Origin of the sequence: Streptomyces sp. ICN903 (genome assembly GCF_022015835.1) — a bacterium.
Lineage (GTDB): Bacteria > Actinomycetota > Actinomycetes > Streptomycetales > Streptomycetaceae > Streptomyces > Streptomyces fenghuangensis.
The window spans coordinates 1-17,872 of sequence record NZ_JAKMAY010000104.1 but is presented as its reverse complement, the minus strand read 5'-3'; the positions used below and the strand labels follow the sequence as shown (position 1 = coordinate 17,872).

Genomic DNA, 17,872 nt, shown 5'->3' with positions numbered 1-17,872 from the left:
GCCCGGACGCGAAGCGGGCCGGTCCGTGGGGGGGGTACGGACCGGCCCGAGGGGGGGTTTCCACCATAGCCCCTGCCGCGCCGCGCCGCGCGCAGCCGCGACCCGGTTCACACGGTCAGTCCCCCCGCCAGCAGACCCACGAGGGCCCCCGCCACCATGAACGGCCCGAACGGGATCGCGCTCCTGCGGCTCGCGCCCCTCAGCACCATCAGTCCGACCCCGTAGACCGCGCCGAACAGGAGGCCTCCGAACGCCCCGGCGAAGAGGATGTCCCACCCGTACCAGCCGAGTACGACGCCGAGGGAGAGCGCCAGCTTCACATCGCCGAAACCCATTCCATCGGGGTTGATCAGGAAGAGCACGAAGTAGAAGCCGCCGAGAAGGAGACCCCCGAGCAGCGCGGTGGACCACGACCCGGTGTGCGCGGGCACCAGTGCGGCGGCGCCCAGCAGTACGGTCACCGCGGCGGCGAGGGGCAGTGTCAGGTGGTCGGGCAGCCGGTGGACCCTGCGGTCCACGACGGCCAGCAGGACCGCGACCGGTGTGAACAGCAGCCACACGGCGAGTTCCGGGCGGAAGCCGGTGGCCGCGGCGAGCGACGCGCAGGCGAGCGCCGTGACGGCGGGCACACCGAGGGACGGCGCGAGGTCCCCGGCCCGGTCGCCGGTCCGCCCGCCGGCGCCGGCCGGTACGGTCACCGCGCAGGTCGCGCACCGCGCGCCGCCGAGCCATCCGCGCGCGGGCCCCGCGAAGGGGTGCCCCGCCGCACAGGCGGCCCGCCACGGCTCCCCCGGCTCGACGGACAACCGGTACGCGGCGCGCGGAACGAGGAGCCCCGTGAGGAGACCCCACAGGGCGGCGGCGGTGATCAGGGTGACGTACACGCGGCCGACTCTAGGACCGTCCGCCCGACCGGTCATGGGCCCAGGGGCCCACTTCCGGACCCCGGGTCTCCGGCCGGCCGGGCACTGCCTGCCTCCGGGGGCGGGCGCACCGCCGCCTCCGGCCACCGTGACGGTCCGCGGCTTCCGCTACGGTCGGGGGCCATGGCGAAATGGCGAAACGGCACGGGCAGGTTGACGGTGGCGGGGCGGGACGGGACGGCGATCCCCCTGGAGATCGCGGCTTCCTACCGGACCCGCGCCCGGGGCCTGCTCGGCCGGAGCGGTGTCGAAGGAGCGATACTGCTCACCCCCTGCGCGAGCGTGCACACCTTCGGAATGCGCTTCACGATCGACGTGGCCTACCTGGACAAGGGGCTGAACGTCATCGCCGTACGAACGATGCGGCCGGGACGCCTCGGCTCGCCCCGGCTGCGCTCCCGCCATGTGCTGGAGACGGAGGCCGGGGCGATGGAGCGGTGGGGCATACGCCCGGGGGCCCGGCTGCGCGTCGAGGTCTGACGCGGCACCTTCGCCGTTCTCGTCGTTCGGGCCGGCCGCGCGGGCGGCCTGGACCGGGTGCCCCGCACCGGACGGTTTTCAGCGCGAACCGGGTGGAGCGGACGGTGTCCGCTCCACCCGGTTCGCGGTCGGCGCCGGTTCGGGGACTACTCCCCGCCGCGCGGGAAGGAGATCTCCACACGGCGGTTCTTCTTGCGGCCTTCCTCGGTGCTGTTGTCGGCGATCGGGTACTGCTCGCCGTAACCGCGGACCTCGTAGGTGACGCTCGAGTCGAGATCCTTGGCCAGCACCTTGTGCACCGCGTTGGCGCGCTTCCGGGAGAGCACGTCGCCGTGCGCGGAGGAACCGAGGTTGTCGGTGAAGCCGAAGATCCGGACCTTGGTCGCCCCGTGCTCCTTGACCTCGGCGGCGACCTCGGCGATACGGGACTTCGCCTCGCTGCTCAGAACCGCGCTGTCCTTGCCGAAGAGGACCTCGGACTGCAGCGCGAGCTTGATGTCCTCGTTGGTGTCCTCGCGGCGCTCCTCACCGTCGAGGTCCTCGACGACGGACTTGATGTCGAGGACCTTGGGTTCGGCGAGTGTGGCGCCCTCGGCGAGTTTCAGGTCCGGGTCGGCGGCATCGACCTCGACGGGAACGGAGGCCGATGCCGACGGGTATGGATCGTCCTCGTCCGCGGCGGCGTACGGGGCCTCAGCCAGGCCGAACGCGAGGATTCCGCTGAGAGCGACCGCGACCGCACCCCTGCGGGGCCGCCCGCGGCGGGAGTTGACGGCACTCATCAGGAGATCTCAATCGGTGCGTTGGGGAAGCCGGGGAACTGGAGACTGACCTCGGTGGTGTCCGAGGGGGGCGCCGGGAACTGGGCGAAGAAGGGGAGGCTCTCACCGGCGTCGATGGCGGGCTGGTACCCGGAAGTGGTCAACGGCCGGTTGTCCGTGTCGCGCAGTACGTAGTAGCGCTTCTTCTCCTTGGAGTCCACAAGCGTCATGGCTGCGACCGACCGGCCGGTCCTCGCCACCGCCTGCTCTTCCCCACTCCACTGAACCGGCGTCGTGTACCGACTGCTTCCGTTGTTCTTGAACTCGCCGCTGACGGTGAGGAAGCCGCCCGCGTCGCGCACGACCGAGTGGAGAACCATCTCGATGCCTTCGTCGCCCTTGAGTGTCGCGATCACCTTGCTGGTGTCCGGCAGGGTCTTGCCCTCACCCTCGCCGCCCTTCTCCCCGCCCTGGTTCTCACTCGAGGCAGACGGGCTCCCGCCCTTCTCCTTCGCGCTTTCGTCGCCACCGCAGGCCGCGGCGGAAACGGTCAACGCCGCGGCCAGCAGGGCCGCCAGCCCGGACCGGCGCAGCTTCCCGGTTTTCCAAGTTCCCATGAGATGTTTTCCTTTGCGCTCGTTCGCGGTCAGCTCTCGGACAGCCGGACGCTGAAGAGGTCTGCCATGTCCGGAAGGAAGTCCAGGTTCTCCGGGTCGATGACCCAGTCCCTGCCGTCGCAGTCGATCCTGCCCGGGGACGGTTTGCGCTCCTCGTCCTCGTCGGGCTCGTCACCGCCCCTGTCCTCGTCCTCGCCGGGTTCGAACCGGCAGCGCGGCTCGACGACGGCCGTGGCCGTCGCCTTCGCGTGCTTGCCGTCCGTGCCGGGGATGATGCTCTCGCCCATCGACTCCCGGGACTCCACCTCGACCGTGAAACCCCAACGGCTTCCCGGAAGCGGCCGACAGGAGAATCCGCCGGCGTCCGTCCTGGCCTCGTTCAGACCGGCGAAGCGCCTGGCGGCGTCACACCCGCTCCTCGTCCCGGGAGCGTTCCCGTTGACGAGGTCGTCCAGGTAGTCGCCATCGAGGATGTTCTCCAGGAAACCGCCCCTGAGCTGGTCCCTGGAGTCCTTGGCGGCCGCCAGAGCGGCGGCGTCCGCCGCGGTCTGCGCGCCGTTTCGGTTGACATCGGCCTGACCGAACGCGAAGAACGCAAGCGCGAGGAAGAGCAGACCGACCACCGCTGTGATGTACAGCGGTGCGGCCTGCCCTTCCTCGTGGCGCCTCTGCGGCCTCATCAGCCGCCGAGGACCTCGTTGATCTGCTCCGTGAACGCGTTCGCGATCGTCTCGCCCATGTCGGTGTTCATCAGCGCGACGACGATCGCCACGACCAGGATGGTGATGCCCACGTACTCGATCGCGCCCTGGCCCTTGTCCCCGCGGGCCCGCATCTTCTCGGCGCGCGTGTTGGCCCAGTGACCGACGTAGACCTTGGCGTTGGTGGCGGCCTTGAGCGCGGTGTCCTTCATCATGGTGTTCCCCTCCCGTTTCGGCCGACCGGTGTCCGTCCGGCTGCGTGGTGTGCGAAGTCTCCGAGCCGCTCGCGTTTCCGGCGCCCTCCCGGCCGGTCTCGCTGGCGACATGGGAAACATACGGCGGGAGGACACCCGCGCACATGGGCCCCAGGGCCCAACTACGGGCCCAGCGTGAGGATTGGGCCCCCGCCGCCTCCGGGCAGGACGCGGCCGCGCCCGGCCCGGGCAGGGCTTCCGTTTCGTTCACCGCTCGCTCAGCCACGGTCGGCCGACCCCCCTCGTGCGACACCGTGCCAGATGGCGATGGCCTCGCCCCGGCTGCCGGCGTTCAGCTTTGAAAAGATCCGGTTTATGTGGTTTTTGACCGTCTTCTGACTGATGAAGCAGGTGGCGGCGATCTGCTGGTTGGTCATCCCCGACGCGATCAGATCCATCACCTCCACCTCCCGCTGACTCAGTCGGTCAAGCACCTCCCCGGCTCCGGGAGCGGGGGAAGCATATCCCATTCCTTGTTGCGAAAGCAAAGACTTGTTGCCGGTGCTCCGCTCCTGCGACTCCTGCCGCGTATAAGCATTTTGCGGCCTCTGAGGCGTGACCTGAAGGGTTTCCCCATGTGTTCCATGTGCGGTTGCAGAGAGCGTGTCCGGCTGTGTCGACGGTCGGCCCCGGTGGTCGAAGGCCGTCCCCAGACCGTCCGGCAGCGGCCCCGCCCCACCGGCTGAGCCCTCCCGCAGGGTTTCCAGCAGTGCGCTGGAGGCCGTCGGTGTGAAGTGGGAGCGTCCGTCCTTGATGTCCCGCACCGCGGTGACGAGCTGGTCCGCCGTGAACTCACCGTGGACGAGGTAGCCGACCGCTCCCAGGCGCAGGGCCTCGTGGACGATCTCGGCCTCCCTGCTGTACGTCAGCATCATCACGGGGGCGATGCGCGCGAGGTACGGGAGTATGGAAATGCCGTCCACGCCCGGCATCCGCACATCGAGCAGCACCACATCGGGACGGTGCCGCGTCACGGCTTCGTACGCCTGGTGCCCGTCGGCCGCCTCCGCCACGACCCGCAGGTCGTCCCGGCCGGAGAGCAGGACCCCCAGTCCCGCCCGCACCACGGGGTTGTCGTCCGCGACGACCACCGTCAGCGGTTCTCCGGGCCCGGCGGCGGGGGTCGGAAAGGCCGGTGCCCCGACGGGCTCCGTCCCCGCCCGGACGGGGGGCGGGGTGGCGGCAGGCGGGTTCGGCGGGTGCTGCGGGGCCGGCCGGTGCGCCGGCCACCGCCCGGGCGCACGGAAGGTGTCGTCATCCAACGTGTACGGCCTCCTTTCCGGGAGTACGGGGCCTGCCCGGGGGGACCGGGTCCTGCCACGGGCAAGGCCGCGGGTACGGCCTGTGTACGGATGTCACCGGCCGGCCTCGCTCCCCCGGGCCGATGTGCCGGGCTGGGCCGGGACCGCGGAGAGCGGTCGCGCGCCGCCGAACGCTCCGGTGGGCCCGGCCCCCGGATCGCCCTCCTGCGGGGCCGGGCACGTGCCCAGTGCGGCGACGGGCAGTTCCAGACGTACCTCGGTCCCCTTCGCCCGCCCTTTGCCGATGCGGATGCGGGCCCCGATGGAGGCCGCGCGCTCGACCATGCCGACCAGGCCGAAGTGGCCGGCCCGCCTGAGGTCTTCGAGGGTGGTCCCCGGAGGCAGGCCTCGCCCGTCGTCGTACACGCTCATCCGCAGGACGCCGTCCACGATGCCCGCCGACACGTTCACACGGCCGGGGGCCGCGTGCCGCTGGGCGTTCTCCATCGCCTCGGAGACGATGGAGAGCAGTTGCCTGGCCACCGCGTGCGGGACCGGTGGCAACGGGGTCTCGTCCAGGGGGCGGTATGTGGCGCGCAGGCCGTGGCGTCGCTCGAAGTCCTTGACGCGGGAGGCGAGTTCGCCCGCCATGTCGACACCGCCGTCCAGGCCGGACTCCCGGCGCAGGTCCGACAGCAGCTCACGGGATTCCGCGGCGGCGCGCCGGGCGGCGCGGGAGACCAGCCCCGCCTGTTCCTTGACCACGCAGGGGTCCAGGCGATCGGCCGACCGGGCGAGTCCGTCGGCGGCCAGGGCGAGTCCGTGCAGTGTCTTGGCCACCGAGTCGTGCATCTCCCGGGCGAGCCGGGAGCGCTCCTGCTCCACGGCCTCGCTGACGGCGAGGCGGGCCCGGGTCTCGACCAGCGCCTGGGAGGCCACTCCGAAGCCGAGGAGGAGCCCTCTCAGGGAACTGCCGCTCGCACCGGCCAGCACACAGAGCCCCACGATCAGCAGGATCGAGGCGTCCATCTCGACCCTGGTGTCGACCGCGCACGCGGCGGCGAGCAGCAGCGACTGGAGTGCCGCGAAGACGGCGGCGCCGCGCCAGCCGTACACCAGGCCGGCCAGCAGGGGGGTGCAGATGGTGACGTAGGCGAGGGTGGAGTTGGGGGAGGCGGTGAAGAGGAGCATCGCGCCGAAGAGCATGTCGGCGCCGAGCAGTGAGGGGTGTCTGAGCAGGACCGGTCCGAAGCGCTCCCAGTCCCGCAGCAGCAGGTACGACACCATGACGGTGACGAGCACGGCGGAGCCGACGAGCCAGGCTCCCGGGTTCCCCCTGACCCCGCTGAGCGCGAAGGGCGTGGCGAGCGCGGTCATGGCCAGCCGGAAGCCGAAGAGCTGGCGGCAGAGGGCGGACAGCGCGCTCACCTGGATCGGCAGTGTCGGCACGGTGCCGCTCGCACGCCCGTGCGGGCCGCCGGCCGGTATCGTCCCGGCTCCTTTCCCCGACAGCATCCTCGGGATCAACTCCTTCCGCACCTCCTTCCGGGTCCTTTCGTCCTTCCTGCGGTCCGCTGCCCTGCCGCCCTGCCGCCCTGCCGCCCGCTCAGCCTCCGAGCAGGTCGTTGAAGTCGATGCCGGAGGCGTAGTAGAAGCCGACTCCGATGAGGAGCATCGTTCCGGGCAGCATGAAGCTGGTGACGATGAGCGTGGACTTGGGGACGGCCTTGGCCGCCCTGCGCCGGGCGTTCTGCGCGTCGGTGCGGCGCATGTCGTTGGCGATCTGGATGAGGGTGTCGACGATCGGGGCGCCGAGTTCCTCTCCCTGCTGGAGGGCGGAGACGAACATGGAGACCTGCTCCGACTCGTTCCGCCTGCGCAGTTGCTCGAAAGCCTCCCGGCGGCTCACGCCCATGTCCATCTGGCGCAGGGTGATGCGCAGTTCGTCGGACCAGGGGCCCTCGTACTTCTCCGACACCCGCTCCAGTGCCTGCCGGAAGCCGAGGCCCGCGGACACCACGACGGCGAGGACGTCCAGGAAGTCGGGGAGGGTGCGCTCGATGTCGTCCCGGCGCCGGCCGATGGCGGACCGGATGGTGACGTCGGTCCAGAAGAAGCCGTAGACCAGGAAGAGCACCGCCAGCATGATCTGGCCGTTCATCAGCATGCTCAGGCTGGTCAGCGAGCCGAGCCCGCCGTACACCGCGAGGCGGGCCGCGTACCGGTCGACCGTCAGGCCGCCGGGGTTTCCGGCCAGGTCCAGCTTGCGGCGCACCTTGTCGACCCGTTTGGGGCCCATCAGGCGCAGCACCCGCGGGGCGTACCTCATGCCCAGCCGGTCGATGGCGGATCCGGTGGCGGTGGTGCGCGACGCGCCCACCTCCAGGGCCACGGCGAGGTCGGCGGGGAGCTTGGCCTCCTCGCGGTAGAGACGTATGCCGTGGATGGCGCCGTAGACGGCGAGCCCCACGGCGGCGGCGAGCAGAAGATCCATGGTGTGTTCCTCCCTTCGGCTTCCGTGGCCTCAGATACGGACGCGGGTGAGACGGTTGATGAGGAAGAAGCCGAGGCCGTAGAGGCAGGAGGCGACGATGACGGCGACTTTCCCGGCGAAGGCGCCGGTCATGTCGTCCAGGGCTCCGGCCCGCATCCCGTTGAGGATCAGCAGGAAACCGAAACCGAGGACGGGAACGGCGACGGCGGTGACCTTCACCTGGGACAGCAGTGTGGTGACCTCGCGGCGGGTCTCCTTGCGCTCCTCCAGCGTCTCGGTGAGGTTGCGCAGCGAGGAGACGATCGTGCCGCCCGCCCGGTTGGACAGGATCAGGGTGGAGACGAGCACGGTCAGCTCACGCGAGGGCAGCCGCTCGGCCAGCTCGTTCAGGGCGTCCTCCAGGGACCGGCCGACCGCCAGCTGGTCGGCCACCCTCTTGAGCTCCTCACCGGCCGGGTTGTCCAGTTCCTCGGCCGCCATCCCGATGGCGGTGCGCAGTGCCAGACCCGCCTGGGTGGCGTTGGCGAGGACCCGGGTCAGTTCCGGGAGCTGGTTGATGAAGGCCTCGGTGCGCTTGCGGATCTGGTAGTTGAGGAAGGCGTTGCCGCCCCAGAGACCGATGAGGGCCGCGAGCAGGCCGAAGAAGGAGGCGAACACCGTGCCGACGACGAAGTAGACGGCGAGCAGGGAGGCGATCACGTAGACGAGGTACTCGCCGGGGGTCAGGTCGAGCCCGGTGGTGTTGATCTTGCGTTCGATGCGCTTGCCCAGCCCGGTCCTGCGCAACCGCCGGTCGACGCCCTGGAAGCGGCGGCTGCGGCCGACGACCGGTATCTGTCCCGTCTGGGACATCCTCTGGACCAGATACTGCTGCTGGGCCTTTCCCTTGGCGGACACGTGCACGCCCGCGACGGCGAGTACGCAGGCCAGCAGTGTGACGCCTGTCGTCAGGAGGGGGAGGTTGGCCATATCGGACGGGACCTTCTCGGAAAGCGGCGGACCGGGGGACGTTCAGGAGGCGGACTCGCGGACGACCAGTTGGTCGTCCGACTGGGCCACGCCGAAGACGGCGGGGATCGGCTCGCCCCTCATGTACAGGCGGTCGGCGATCCGCCGGGGCAGCGAATGGTATTCGAATTCGCCATGGACACGACCATCAGCGGATATCGGCCGGGCGTTGAAGCGGCACACGGAGACGATCCGGTAGTCCTCACGGCCCTTGGAGTCGACTACGGCGATCTCGGTGATGCGGCGGGAGCCGTCGGCGTGCCGGGTCAGCTGCACGATGACGTCGAGAGCGCTGTTGATCTGGTCCTTGATCGCCGCGAACGGGATCTCGACCTCCGACATCGACGCCAGGGTCTGCAGGCGCATCAGCGCGTCCTCGGCGCTGTTGGCGTGGACGGTGGCCAGGGAACCGTCGTGGCCGGTGGACATGGCCTGGAGCATGTCGAGCGTCTCGCCGCCCCGGACCTCACCGACGATGATGCGGTCCGGCCTCATGCGCAGCGAGTTGCGCACCAGGTCGCGGATGCTGACCTGTCCCTTGCCCTCGACGTTGGCGGGCCGGCTCTCCAGGGTGATGACATGGGACTGCTGGAGCTGGAGTTCGGCGGAGTCCTCGATGGTGATGATGCGCTCCCCGTCGGGGATCAGCCCGGACAGGGCGTTCAGGAGCGTCGTCTTGCCGGTGCCGGTGGCTCCGGAGACGATGATGTTGAACTTGGCGCGCACCAGCCCCGAGAGCAGCAGCACCATCTGCTCGTCCAGCGAACCGAGGCCGATCATCTCGTGGAGCGTGAAGGCACGGGGAAAGCGCCGGATGGTGAGGATCGGACCGGTGAGGGAGAGGGGCGGGATGATGACGTTGACGCGCTCCCCGGAGGGGAGCCGCGCGTCGACCATCGGGTTGGCCTCGTCAACACGGCGGTTGACCGTGGAGACGATGCGCTCGATCGTCTGCATCAGCTGCTCGTTCGAGGTGAAGCGCATGGGCAGCAGTTCCAGCCGGCCGCCTCGCTCCACGAACACCTGGTCCGGGCCGTTCACCATGATCTCGCTGACGGAGGCGTCCTCGAGCAGCGGTTCCAGGATGCCCAGGCCGAGGGCCTCGTCCACGACCCGGCGGATGAGCTGGGCCCGCTCCACCGTGGACAGGACCGGACCCTCACGGCTGATGATGTGTCCCAGGACCCTCTCCAGGCGGATCCTGCGGTCGGACGCCTGGAGGGCGGACATCTCGGCCAGGTCTATCTCTTCCAGCAGTTTGGCGCGGTAGACCGCTACGAGACGGCTCTCCTCGTCGTGGCCCTTCTCCGACGGCTCGGAGCTGTTGAGGCGCGCTCGCAAGCCCATATCGTCCATCTCCCTGCTGCTCGTGTACGGCGGCGCGGATCGCGCGGTGACCGGAACCGGTGGAGGTCAGTCCAGCGGCATCGTGGCGCTCCTCTCGGCGTTCAGCCCGTCCAGCAGCCCGGGGACGAGGGAAGGGATCGGCACCCTGGCCGTCACCTTCACCTCGTCGCCCCGGACCGCGCGCCGGAAGACCGCCTCGTCGGCCAGCCAGGTGCTCATCGCGTCACGGCCGGCCTGCCGGTAGTCGCGGTCCGCCTCGTCGTACGAGGCGATACGGGCGGCCGCGCGGGAGGCCGTGCCGACCTGCTGGACGGCGAAGACCGCCAGCCCCAGCTGGATCACGAGGAGGCCCACCAGCAGCAGCAGGGACAGCACCCCCACGTACTCGATGGCCACCTGGCCGCGCTCGCGGCCTCCTGTCACGTTCTCTTCGCGAAAGCGGTTCGGCACGCTTCAGCTCTCCTTCGCCGCGGCGGTCCTGCCCGATATCCACAGGGGGAAGTCGACCCCGCCGGGGAAGAGCACCGGCACCTTGACCCTCACGACGGCCTCGACCATGTCGCCGTCCTCGTAACAGCGGATCGTCGCCGTCCAGGTGTCGGGCAGGTCCTCGCGACCCGCCCTGTCGCACGCCTGGTTCCGGCTCTGCCGCCATGTGTCGGTCGTCGCCCCGGCCCGCACCGCCTTGTCGGCCGCGTTGCCCGCCAGCGAGAAGGCGTAGCCGACCAGTGCGGCCTGCCAGAGCAGCACGAGTGTCACCAGGATGATCGGCGCCATGCTCGCGAACTCGACCGCCACCTGCCCCCGGTCGTCACGCGGCGGCAGGCCGCCGGTGCCGCCGTCCCGGCCCGTCCCCCGAATTCCCATAATGACGATTCGCCCCCTGGCTCTACGAGTTCTTCCTCGGCTGACCGTCGTCCGCGTCGTCGCTCCTGGGGCGCCGGCGCCGCACTCCGACCGCTCCCCGGTCCATCCGGAACTTGCCCTGCTTGGCCGGCCCTTCGGCAGCCTTCACCAGGGCCAGCTCTCCCGCCAGTCCCCACAGTGCCTGTTTCACGGTGGACTTGGCGTCCAGTTCGTGCATCCGGCCCGCGTCGACCGCTCCCTGGAGCTCCTTGAAGTTGGCGGGGACGGTGAGGCCGGCGACCCGGGTGCCCGTGATCTTCTGGATCAGCGGCGGCTGGATCTCCGCGGTCCGGGTGTAGCGGTTGACGACCGTGAGCGTCTCCTCCGCCTTGCGGATCTGGAGTCGGGTCCACATCCGCACCAGTCGTTTGGTCGCACGCACGGAGACCACGTCCGGCGTGGTGACCAGCAACGCGGTGTCCGCCATCTCCACGGCCGCCGCGTTGGCCGTGCTCATCTGCGAACCGCAGTCGACGACCACCACCGCGTGCCGTGAGCGCAGCGAGTTGACGGTCTGGCGGACCGACCGGTCCGAGACCTCCTCGCCCCTTTCGCCCTCACTCGGCGCCAGTAGCAGGGAGATGCCCGTCTCGTGGCTGAAGACGACGTCCTGCAGCACACGTGGAGTGATGTCCTGGATCGCCGCGAGGTCCGCGACGGAACGGCGGAACTGCACGTCCAGGTAGGAGGCGATGTCGCCCGTCTGAAGGTCCAGGTCGACCAGTGCGGTGCTCTGGCCGGACGCCTGGGCCGCCAGAGCGAGCTGGGTCGCGACCACGGTCGTACCGACCCCTCCCTTGGCCCCCGAGACGGTGACGACCACACCGCCGGGGCCGGCGGCGGAGTCGCCTCCGGAACCCAGGTGGCGTCGGACCCCGCTCGCCCACTGGGCCGCGGCCTGCACCCGGTTGGCGAGCTCCTCGTAGCTGAGCGGCAGTGCCACCAGGCCCCGTGCGCCCGAGTCCATGGCCGCGGAGAACAGCCCCGGGGTGGCGTCCGCCGTGATGAGGACCACCCCGACCGCCGGGAAACGGAGCGAGACCTCCCGGATCAGTTCGAGCGCCGGCACCGGTCCGATCCGCTCGTAGACGAGCACGACCTCGGGCAGCTCGTCGAGCGATTCGCCCGCCAGGCGGGCGAGGGTGTCGATCAGCTGGGTGGAGTCTCCGACCGGCATCGCCGGTTCCGCGTCGGGAAGCTGGCTGAGCAGGGTGGTGATGGATCGGGCGGCGTCGGCGTCACCGACGGCCGGGAGAATCCTGGTGACCATCCGGTCTCACTTGTCCTTGCCGATTTCGTAGGTGCGCTCCCCCGGGCGGAGGGAGGTGTCGCTGCCCGGGGCGATCAGGGCGAGACGGACGTTCTGCGCGAACGACTCGGCATAGGCGACGCGCTGGGCGTCCAGGGTGTTGAGCGCGAAGGTGATGGGGACGGCCTCGCTGGAGCGGGGACCGTCGCCGTCCCTGGAGTCCAGCGGGGTCAGCTGGCCCACGTCCAGGACCCTCGCGTTGGCCACGATGATCTTCGACTGGGCCGGAGTCCCCTCCTGGTCGCCCGGGAAGGTGGCGAAGATGTTGACCTTGGAGCCGGGCGTGATCTTGCCGGCCACACCGGTGGCGGCGTCGATCATGATGGCGATCTCCTGCTCACCGGCCTCCAGCGCCGGCCGCTCCACGATCATGTCGCTCTGCAGCAGGGAACCCTCGCGCAGTCGCGTGACCGCTATCTTCCCGTCGATCTCGGAAAGGTCGGTCACCGCGTTCTCCGAGAGCCAGCGCTTGGGCATCGACACCTTCTCGAACTGCTTCTCGCTGAGTCGGCTGTAAGGAGCGATGTCACTCTTCACCTGATAGGCCGAGACCTCCGGCCCGACCTTGGAGTTCACATCGCTGATCACGGAGAGGACGCCCGCGAACGCGATGAAGGCGCAGAGGACGGAGAGGAGCAGGAGTATGACGCCGCGGCGCTGGCGGGAGTTCATGAGCCGGACAACCTCGTAAGGGGTGTGGAGAGGAACGGTCGGTGGGACGGGCCGCGCGAGCACCTCTGGACTCGCATGTGTCAGGAAGGCCCCTGGTTCATGACACCGGAAGCCTGGTTCTGGTTCTCGTGCGACAGGAGCGGGGCGGTGCAGAAGCCGCAGCGGTCGCCTATGAACTCCATTGCACACCAGTGGCACTGCTCGCGCCGCACGGACGAGACAAGCTGATAGAGGATCGAGATGTCGGGGAGATAGGCCGCGAACTCGATCAGTTTGCCGGTACCCCACCAGCGGGGGGAGTCGGCGGGCAGATCGGCTTCGTGGACGGCCTGGGCCTTCCACTCGGAGGCGAGCGTGCCGGTGACCCAGTCGGACTGCAACTGCCCCTTGGCGACCAGGAGGTGCGTGGCGAAGGGCGGCCCGGTCAGGGAACCGCTGCCGACCTTGACCAACTGCGCCTCGGGAGCGGCGACCACCCCGAACTGCGATCCCGGCACCCATGACTTCGCGTGTGTTCTCAGGCTCACCGGAACCCGGTCGAGCCTGGCGACCGAGTTGAGCAGCGCACCGGCGTGGACGTAGTGGGAGAGCAGGCGAGCGGCCGACGCGACGACGCCCGCGCTGAAGCCGCAGACGGACAACTGCCGCAACTGGCGGACGAGTACGGCCAGACCGAGCGGGGGAAGGTCCGACTGCAGGAGGGCGATCCTGTCACTCTCCAGGATCGAGCGAACGGTGCGCAGCCGCTGCTCGGAGGCCGGCCGGAGCCCTGCGGAGCAGACGGCCACGACATATCCCTGCTGCTCCAGCAGGAGCCGCATGTCGGTGACGGCCTCCTCCAGCGACTGGCTGTCCGGCGACCGCAGGAGCGCCGCGGTGGGCGTCTGCTGATCCGTCGGCGGGAGTACCAGATCGGCACTGGTGACCGCGATCGCTGTCGACACTTCAAGATCCCCGTTCGCTTCGGCCGCAATCTCCTGTAACCGCAGGTTGTCAGCTGTGCAGCCCAATCGCGCTCTCATCTTATCGACGCCCCGCACAATGGAGAACACCGATGTGCCCCGGCCCTCCGCTCCCGGGACGCGATGCCCCCGTGCCGGGAAGTCCCGCGTTTCTAGAGGAGTTCGTAGGCGTACGCCCCCGCGGTCGCCGCGGCCGCGGCGACGACGGCCCAGAACACCAGCGTGAAGGCCCTGCCCTCCCGTGCCGCGCGAACCCCCCGCCGAAGGCATATGAGGAGCAGGACGAGGACGAAGAGGCCGAAGAGGCCGGGACTGAGTTCGTCGTCGAACCGCGAGGGCGGCAGGGAGGCGAGGATCGCCGGAGCCGTCATGTGATCGCCCTTCTCATCCGAGGCCGTTGTGGAGTGCCAGGGCGCGCAGGAGCACCACGGCGAGAAACCCGGTGGGCGCGGCGACCAGGGCCGGTACGTACAGCGGCCCCCAGGTGCCACCGCCTGCGACGGTCGCCCGCCGGCGGGGGCGGGCCGGATCGTAGCGGACCCCGACCGGCGCGCCCTCCTCGTACCCGAGGGCGCCCGGCCGGTCCCTGAACTCCACCGTGTCCCCGTCCGGGGTCCGGAAGGCGAAGACGAACTCCGGACGGTGGCCGCGGACACCGTCCGTGCCCGCTCCCCACGCGGCCATCCGGCGCCGCGCGCACCACCCCTGGGCCCGCTCCCCGCGCGCCACCAGCCACAGCACCACCGCGATCCTGCGCAGACACAGCAGGCAGACGGCCGCCGCCACCGTACCGGCGATCAGGAAGACCGCTTCCATCCCGCCCCCTCCCGGACGCCTACTTCAACTCGACACTGCCGGCGATGTCCGCGACATCCCGCTCGGACAGGGTGCCCTTGACGGAGTTCACCGTGATCAGGTAGGGCCGCTGCTCGGTGTCCACTCCGGCCAGCATCACCCCGTCCATCTCGGTGCCCTCGGGCGGCCCGCCCTCCTTGCCCCGGAAGGTGAAGGAGTAGTCGATGCGGCGGGCCTCCTCCCGTCCCCCGGGACCGGCCACCTCGATCTCGGTGGTCTTCACCGGGGTCGCTCCCAGCTGGATGCGGGCCTTGGCTCCGCCCGCGGCCATGTCCGCGTCGTTCAGCCCCTTCCCGAAGTCGAACTCGACCGTCATCGAGGCCGTCATGCGCCCCTTCTCGGTCAGAGTGGCCCGGGCGACCTCGTACGGACCGCCGTCCCGCGAGGCCGTCTCCTCGAACCCTTGCGGATAGGCGACGGTCAGCCGCTCGGTCTTCAGCGTGCCCCAGCCCTCGGGGACCTGGGCCGCCTCACCACCGCCACCGCAGCCGGTCAGCAGCGCACCGGCCAGACCGACCGCCGCCGCGCACAGACCACGCCTCGACCTCCAGCTCATCCCCGGGTTTCCTCACTGGTCGCGAACCGCTCTTGCATCGCCCCGTCCATCCTCACTGCGCGCAGTAGCTGTACGGCACGTACTCGCGCCTGTCGCCCCGGGGCGCGCCCAGGAACTCGGCGTCCGCCAGTGTCTCGGCCTTGTTCTCCATGGAGACGGAGAGGCCCACGGACAGCCCCAGGTTCAGCTCGAATCCGTACTCCTGCGCGTCGGCCATGCCATCGTACGTGGTCTTGCTGGACCTCCCCTTGTCGAACAGAAGCTGCCCGAAGGGGTCGTCCGAACCGGGCCTGGAGGTCGGCGCGTTGTTCGACAGCATGTACTCCAGGGGCGCGTTGCCGTCACCGTTGCCGTCCAGCCACGCCTGCGCGACGGCCCGGTCGGCGTCGCCCTTCTCCCCCTTCGGGAAGGTCAGGGTGTTGGTGTAGACCTCGATGTTGCTGGCGCCCGAGTTGTCGGTGCTCCCGACGCTGCCGCCACGGGCGTCCTTGCCCTTCTTGCCGTTGTCCGCGCCCGCGCCCTCGCTCGTGCCGCTGGCCCCGGTCTCGGTGGTCTGGGTGAAGTCGATGCGGACGAGTTCGCCGGTCTTCTGGTCCCGGGTGATGGTCACCGTCGCGGAGCGGTTGGCCTGCTTGTGCTGGCCCTTCTCGTATCCGCCCACTCCGACTCCGGTGCCCCATTCGCCCTCCGCCTTCACGGAGTAGGTGTAGGACTCGGTGCCCCGGTAGTCGTCCTTGGTGAAGAGCACGTCGCTGCTGATCTTCGCGTTGCCGCCGAGCTTGGCCGAGAGCCGGCCGCTGGAGCCGGCGTCGAGCGACAGGCCGCCGTTGACCTCGCCGTACGAGCCGACGGAGCCGTGGCTGATGTGCCGGTCGCCGAGCTTCTCCTCGATCCGGTCGCGGAGCTTCTGCTCCTCGACCAGCGGCCCCTTGCCGAAGATCGCCAGGATGCTGTCGCCCACGGCCGCCTGCGACCCGCCGGGGGAGGTGCGCCGCATCTCGTACATCTTCAGGTCCTCGAGGTCCTCGCGGAACGCCTCGGCCTCCTCCCGGCTCTTGAACACCCAGGTGTCGCCGTTGTTGACCTTGACTCCGGCTCCGAGGTCGACCTGTCCCTCCCCCAGCCCCTCGATCTCGCCGCCCGCGCCGATCGTGACGCCGGCCGAGGCGGAGTTGGTGAAGGTGGTGTAGATCAGCTGGTCGTCCCCGTCGACCTTCCCGTCCCCGTTGACGTCGTAGTTCGCCTGGTGGACCTTGTCCTGGAAGCCGTACTCGTTGCCCCACTCGAACCAGCCGATCTTCGCCTTGCTGCCGGCCTTGTCGGTGATGGTCGAGATGGTGCACAGCGGGGGCTCGTAGTCGGCGTCGTTCGCCGGTTTCTCCGCCCCCTCGTTGCCGGAGGAACAGCTTCCGCCGCCCCAGATGGACATGATGGAGCAGCGGAACCTGTCCCCTACGGAACCGGCGACCCCGGTCGCGACCAGCGCCAGGACGACGGCCGCGGCGAGCAGCACCGCACCGACGTACTCCAGGGTCGTCGCTCCCGTGTCGGCCGCGACCGCCCTGCGGCCGCTCCCCGCTCCTGCGGCCGCCCGGCCGGCCTGTCTCCCCCTCATCGCTCCCCCTCCTGCAGCCGATCGGCGACGTAACCGGTGAAGGCGCCGACCACCATGACGGCGCAGGACATCAGAAGGCCCTCCACCGACGCCCGGTCCCAGTTCAGGACGATGGTGATCACCTGCGCGAAGACCGGGATCGTGAAGACCGCGAGGGCGTGCCGTACGGACGAGTACCGGAAAGGCTCCCGGTGCACTCGCCCGGCCGCCCACGCGGCGAGCGCGATGCACACCGCGTTCGGCAGGTGCACCAGCAGCAGCCGGCCGCCGAAGGACTCCAGGCGTTCGGTGGTGGCGAAGACCTCGTAGAGATAGGTGACCTGCAGGTACTCGGTGATCAGCAGCACCACGAATCCGACGGACCAGGCGCGTACGAGTGCGAAGCCTCCTCCGCTCTCACGTGTCGCCCGCCCGTGTGCCTCACCGGCCCACGACGGCCCCCCTGTCCCACGCATCCGCGGCGCCCCTCTGATCGTCCTTTGATATGCCGGGCACACTGTATGCACCCGTCACAGCGGACTTCATGGGCCCAAGGACCCACCCGGGGCCCAAAGTTCGCGCCGGGCCGGCTCCACGGCCCTCTCCCGCGGAGGTTCCCGCGTGCCCGGAGTACCGCCCCCCTTGACATCCTCATTGGTCTGAACCATTCTTCCGGCTCAGCACGGTGGCCACCGTCTCCCCACGCGCGCTCACCCCCTACGCACGGAGGCAGCAGTGGAACGCAGGACGCGAACAGACACCACGGACGGCGGGAGAGACGCGGCGCCCGGCGCGCGCCGTACCGCGCGCGCCCGCACCAGGATCACCGCGGCCCTCGGCGTCGGGGCGGTCGCCCTCGGCGCGGTGGCGTTCGGCGGGCTCTCGGGCAGTGCCGGGGCCGCCGAGCCGAACCTGGTGCGGAACGCCGGCTTCGAGTCCGGCCTGAACGGCTGGACCTGCTCCGCCGGCAGCGGCACGACCGTCTCCTCCCCCGTCCACGGCGGCACCGCGGCGCTGAAGGCCACCCCCGCCGGCAGCGACAACGCCAAGTGCACCCAGACCGTGACCGTACAGCCGGACTCCCAGTACCAGCTGAGCGCCTGGGTACAGGGCTCGTACGTCTACCTCGGCGCATCCGGCACCGGCACCACCGACGTCTCCACCTGGACCCCCGGCGGCTCCGGCTGGCAGC

General features: G+C 70.1%; 22 protein-coding genes. 2 read left to right on the top strand and 20 right to left on the bottom strand.

The window, feature by feature from the left end:
- Positions 1-107: 107 nt before the first annotated feature.
- Positions 108-884 (bottom strand): A24 family peptidase, encoded by a 777-nt coding sequence (locus L7D48_RS13310; protein WP_237879638.1) that lies wholly within the window; start codon positions 882-884, stop codon positions 108-110.
- A gap of 162 nt (positions 885-1,046) precedes the next feature.
- Between L7D48_RS13310 and L7D48_RS13305 the strand changes: the two genes are divergently transcribed.
- Complete coding sequence (locus tag L7D48_RS13305) at positions 1,047-1,403, top strand: DUF192 domain-containing protein (RefSeq protein WP_237879637.1); 357 nt, start codon at positions 1,047-1,049, stop codon at positions 1,401-1,403.
- 146 nt (positions 1,404-1,549) lie between these two features.
- On the opposite strand, the gene L7D48_RS13300 is transcribed toward L7D48_RS13305, so the two are convergent.
- The 19 genes from L7D48_RS13300 to L7D48_RS13210 form a co-directional block, all read right to left on the bottom strand.
- Positions 1,550-2,185 (bottom strand): OmpA family protein, encoded by a 636-nt coding sequence (locus L7D48_RS13300; RefSeq protein ID WP_237879636.1) that lies wholly within the window; start codon positions 2,183-2,185, stop codon positions 1,550-1,552.
- Complete coding sequence (locus L7D48_RS13295; protein ID WP_237879635.1) at positions 2,185-2,781, bottom strand: hypothetical protein; 597 nt, start codon at positions 2,779-2,781, stop codon at positions 2,185-2,187. The genes L7D48_RS13300 and L7D48_RS13295 overlap by 1 nt, the downstream gene beginning before the upstream one ends.
- Positions 2,782-2,810: 29 nt before the next feature.
- Positions 2,811-3,461: a pilus assembly protein TadG-related protein gene (locus L7D48_RS13290; protein ID WP_237879634.1), complete on the bottom strand. Its 651-nt coding sequence runs from the start codon at positions 3,459-3,461 to the stop codon at positions 2,811-2,813.
- On the bottom strand, positions 3,461-3,694 hold the full coding sequence (locus L7D48_RS13285; RefSeq protein WP_237879640.1) for a hypothetical protein: 234 nt from the start codon (positions 3,692-3,694) through the stop codon (positions 3,461-3,463). The genes L7D48_RS13290 and L7D48_RS13285 overlap by 1 nt, the downstream gene beginning before the upstream one ends.
- Positions 3,695-3,954: 260 nt before the next feature.
- Complete coding sequence (locus L7D48_RS13280) at positions 3,955-4,998, bottom strand: response regulator transcription factor (protein ID WP_237879633.1); 1,044 nt, start codon at positions 4,996-4,998, stop codon at positions 3,955-3,957.
- Positions 4,999-5,091: 93 nt separating this feature from the next.
- Positions 5,092-6,492: a sensor histidine kinase gene (locus L7D48_RS13275; RefSeq protein ID WP_237879632.1), complete on the bottom strand. Its 1,401-nt coding sequence runs from the start codon at positions 6,490-6,492 to the stop codon at positions 5,092-5,094.
- Between the two features lie 91 nt (positions 6,493-6,583).
- Positions 6,584-7,471 carry a DUF5936 domain-containing protein gene (locus tag L7D48_RS13270; protein ID WP_237879631.1) on the bottom strand — a complete coding sequence of 296 codons (888 nt, stop codon included), beginning with the start codon at positions 7,469-7,471 and terminating at the stop codon, positions 6,584-6,586.
- A 30-nt stretch (positions 7,472-7,501) separates the two neighbouring features.
- The gene (locus L7D48_RS13265) at positions 7,502-8,440 is read right to left on the bottom strand and encodes a type II secretion system F family protein (RefSeq protein ID WP_237879630.1); all 939 of its coding nucleotides are present in this window, start codon (positions 8,438-8,440) and stop codon (positions 7,502-7,504) included.
- 42 nt (positions 8,441-8,482) lie between these two features.
- A complete protein-coding gene (locus L7D48_RS13260) occupies positions 8,483-9,826 on the bottom strand; it encodes a CpaF family protein (RefSeq protein WP_237879629.1) in 1,344 nt (447 codons plus the stop codon).
- 66 nt (positions 9,827-9,892) lie between these two features.
- Entirely contained in the window at positions 9,893-10,276 is a 384-nt protein-coding gene (locus L7D48_RS13255; protein WP_237879628.1) for a TadE/TadG family type IV pilus assembly protein, read from the bottom strand.
- A 3-nt stretch (positions 10,277-10,279) separates the two neighbouring features.
- On the bottom strand, positions 10,280-10,693 hold the full coding sequence (locus L7D48_RS13250; RefSeq protein ID WP_237879627.1) for a TadE/TadG family type IV pilus assembly protein: 414 nt from the start codon (positions 10,691-10,693) through the stop codon (positions 10,280-10,282).
- A gap of 22 nt (positions 10,694-10,715) precedes the next feature.
- Complete coding sequence (locus L7D48_RS13245) at positions 10,716-12,002, bottom strand: P-loop NTPase (RefSeq protein WP_237879626.1); 1,287 nt, start codon at positions 12,000-12,002, stop codon at positions 10,716-10,718.
- Between the two features lie 6 nt (positions 12,003-12,008).
- Positions 12,009-12,713, bottom strand: coding sequence for a Flp pilus assembly protein CpaB (cpaB, locus tag L7D48_RS13240; protein WP_237879625.1), 705 nt, complete (start codon positions 12,711-12,713; stop codon positions 12,009-12,011).
- A gap of 80 nt (positions 12,714-12,793) precedes the next feature.
- Positions 12,794-13,657, bottom strand: coding sequence for a hypothetical protein (locus L7D48_RS13235; RefSeq protein ID WP_237879624.1), 864 nt, complete (start codon positions 13,655-13,657; stop codon positions 12,794-12,796).
- Between the two features lie 170 nt (positions 13,658-13,827).
- Positions 13,828-14,046, bottom strand: a complete 219-nt coding sequence (locus L7D48_RS13230) for a hypothetical protein (protein WP_237879623.1) — start codon at positions 14,044-14,046, stop codon at positions 13,828-13,830.
- Positions 14,047-14,059: 13 nt separating this feature from the next.
- The gene (locus tag L7D48_RS13225; protein WP_237879622.1) at positions 14,060-14,491 is read right to left on the bottom strand and encodes a DUF3592 domain-containing protein; all 432 of its coding nucleotides are present in this window, start codon (positions 14,489-14,491) and stop codon (positions 14,060-14,062) included.
- A gap of 19 nt (positions 14,492-14,510) precedes the next feature.
- Entirely contained in the window at positions 14,511-15,086 is a 576-nt protein-coding gene (locus tag L7D48_RS13220) for a hypothetical protein (RefSeq protein WP_237879621.1), read from the bottom strand.
- 52 nt (positions 15,087-15,138) lie between these two features.
- Complete coding sequence (locus tag L7D48_RS13215) at positions 15,139-16,701, bottom strand: hypothetical protein (protein WP_237879620.1); 1,563 nt, start codon at positions 16,699-16,701, stop codon at positions 15,139-15,141.
- A complete protein-coding gene (locus L7D48_RS13210; RefSeq protein WP_237879619.1) occupies positions 16,698-17,156 on the bottom strand; it encodes a hypothetical protein in 459 nt (152 codons plus the stop codon). The genes L7D48_RS13215 and L7D48_RS13210 overlap by 4 nt, the downstream gene beginning before the upstream one ends.
- Positions 17,157-17,415: 259 nt before the next feature.
- Between L7D48_RS13210 and L7D48_RS13205 the strand changes: the two genes are divergently transcribed.
- The coding region (locus L7D48_RS13205) for a carbohydrate binding domain-containing protein (RefSeq protein ID WP_374492135.1) at positions 17,416-17,872 on the top strand (457 nt) is incomplete at its 3' end.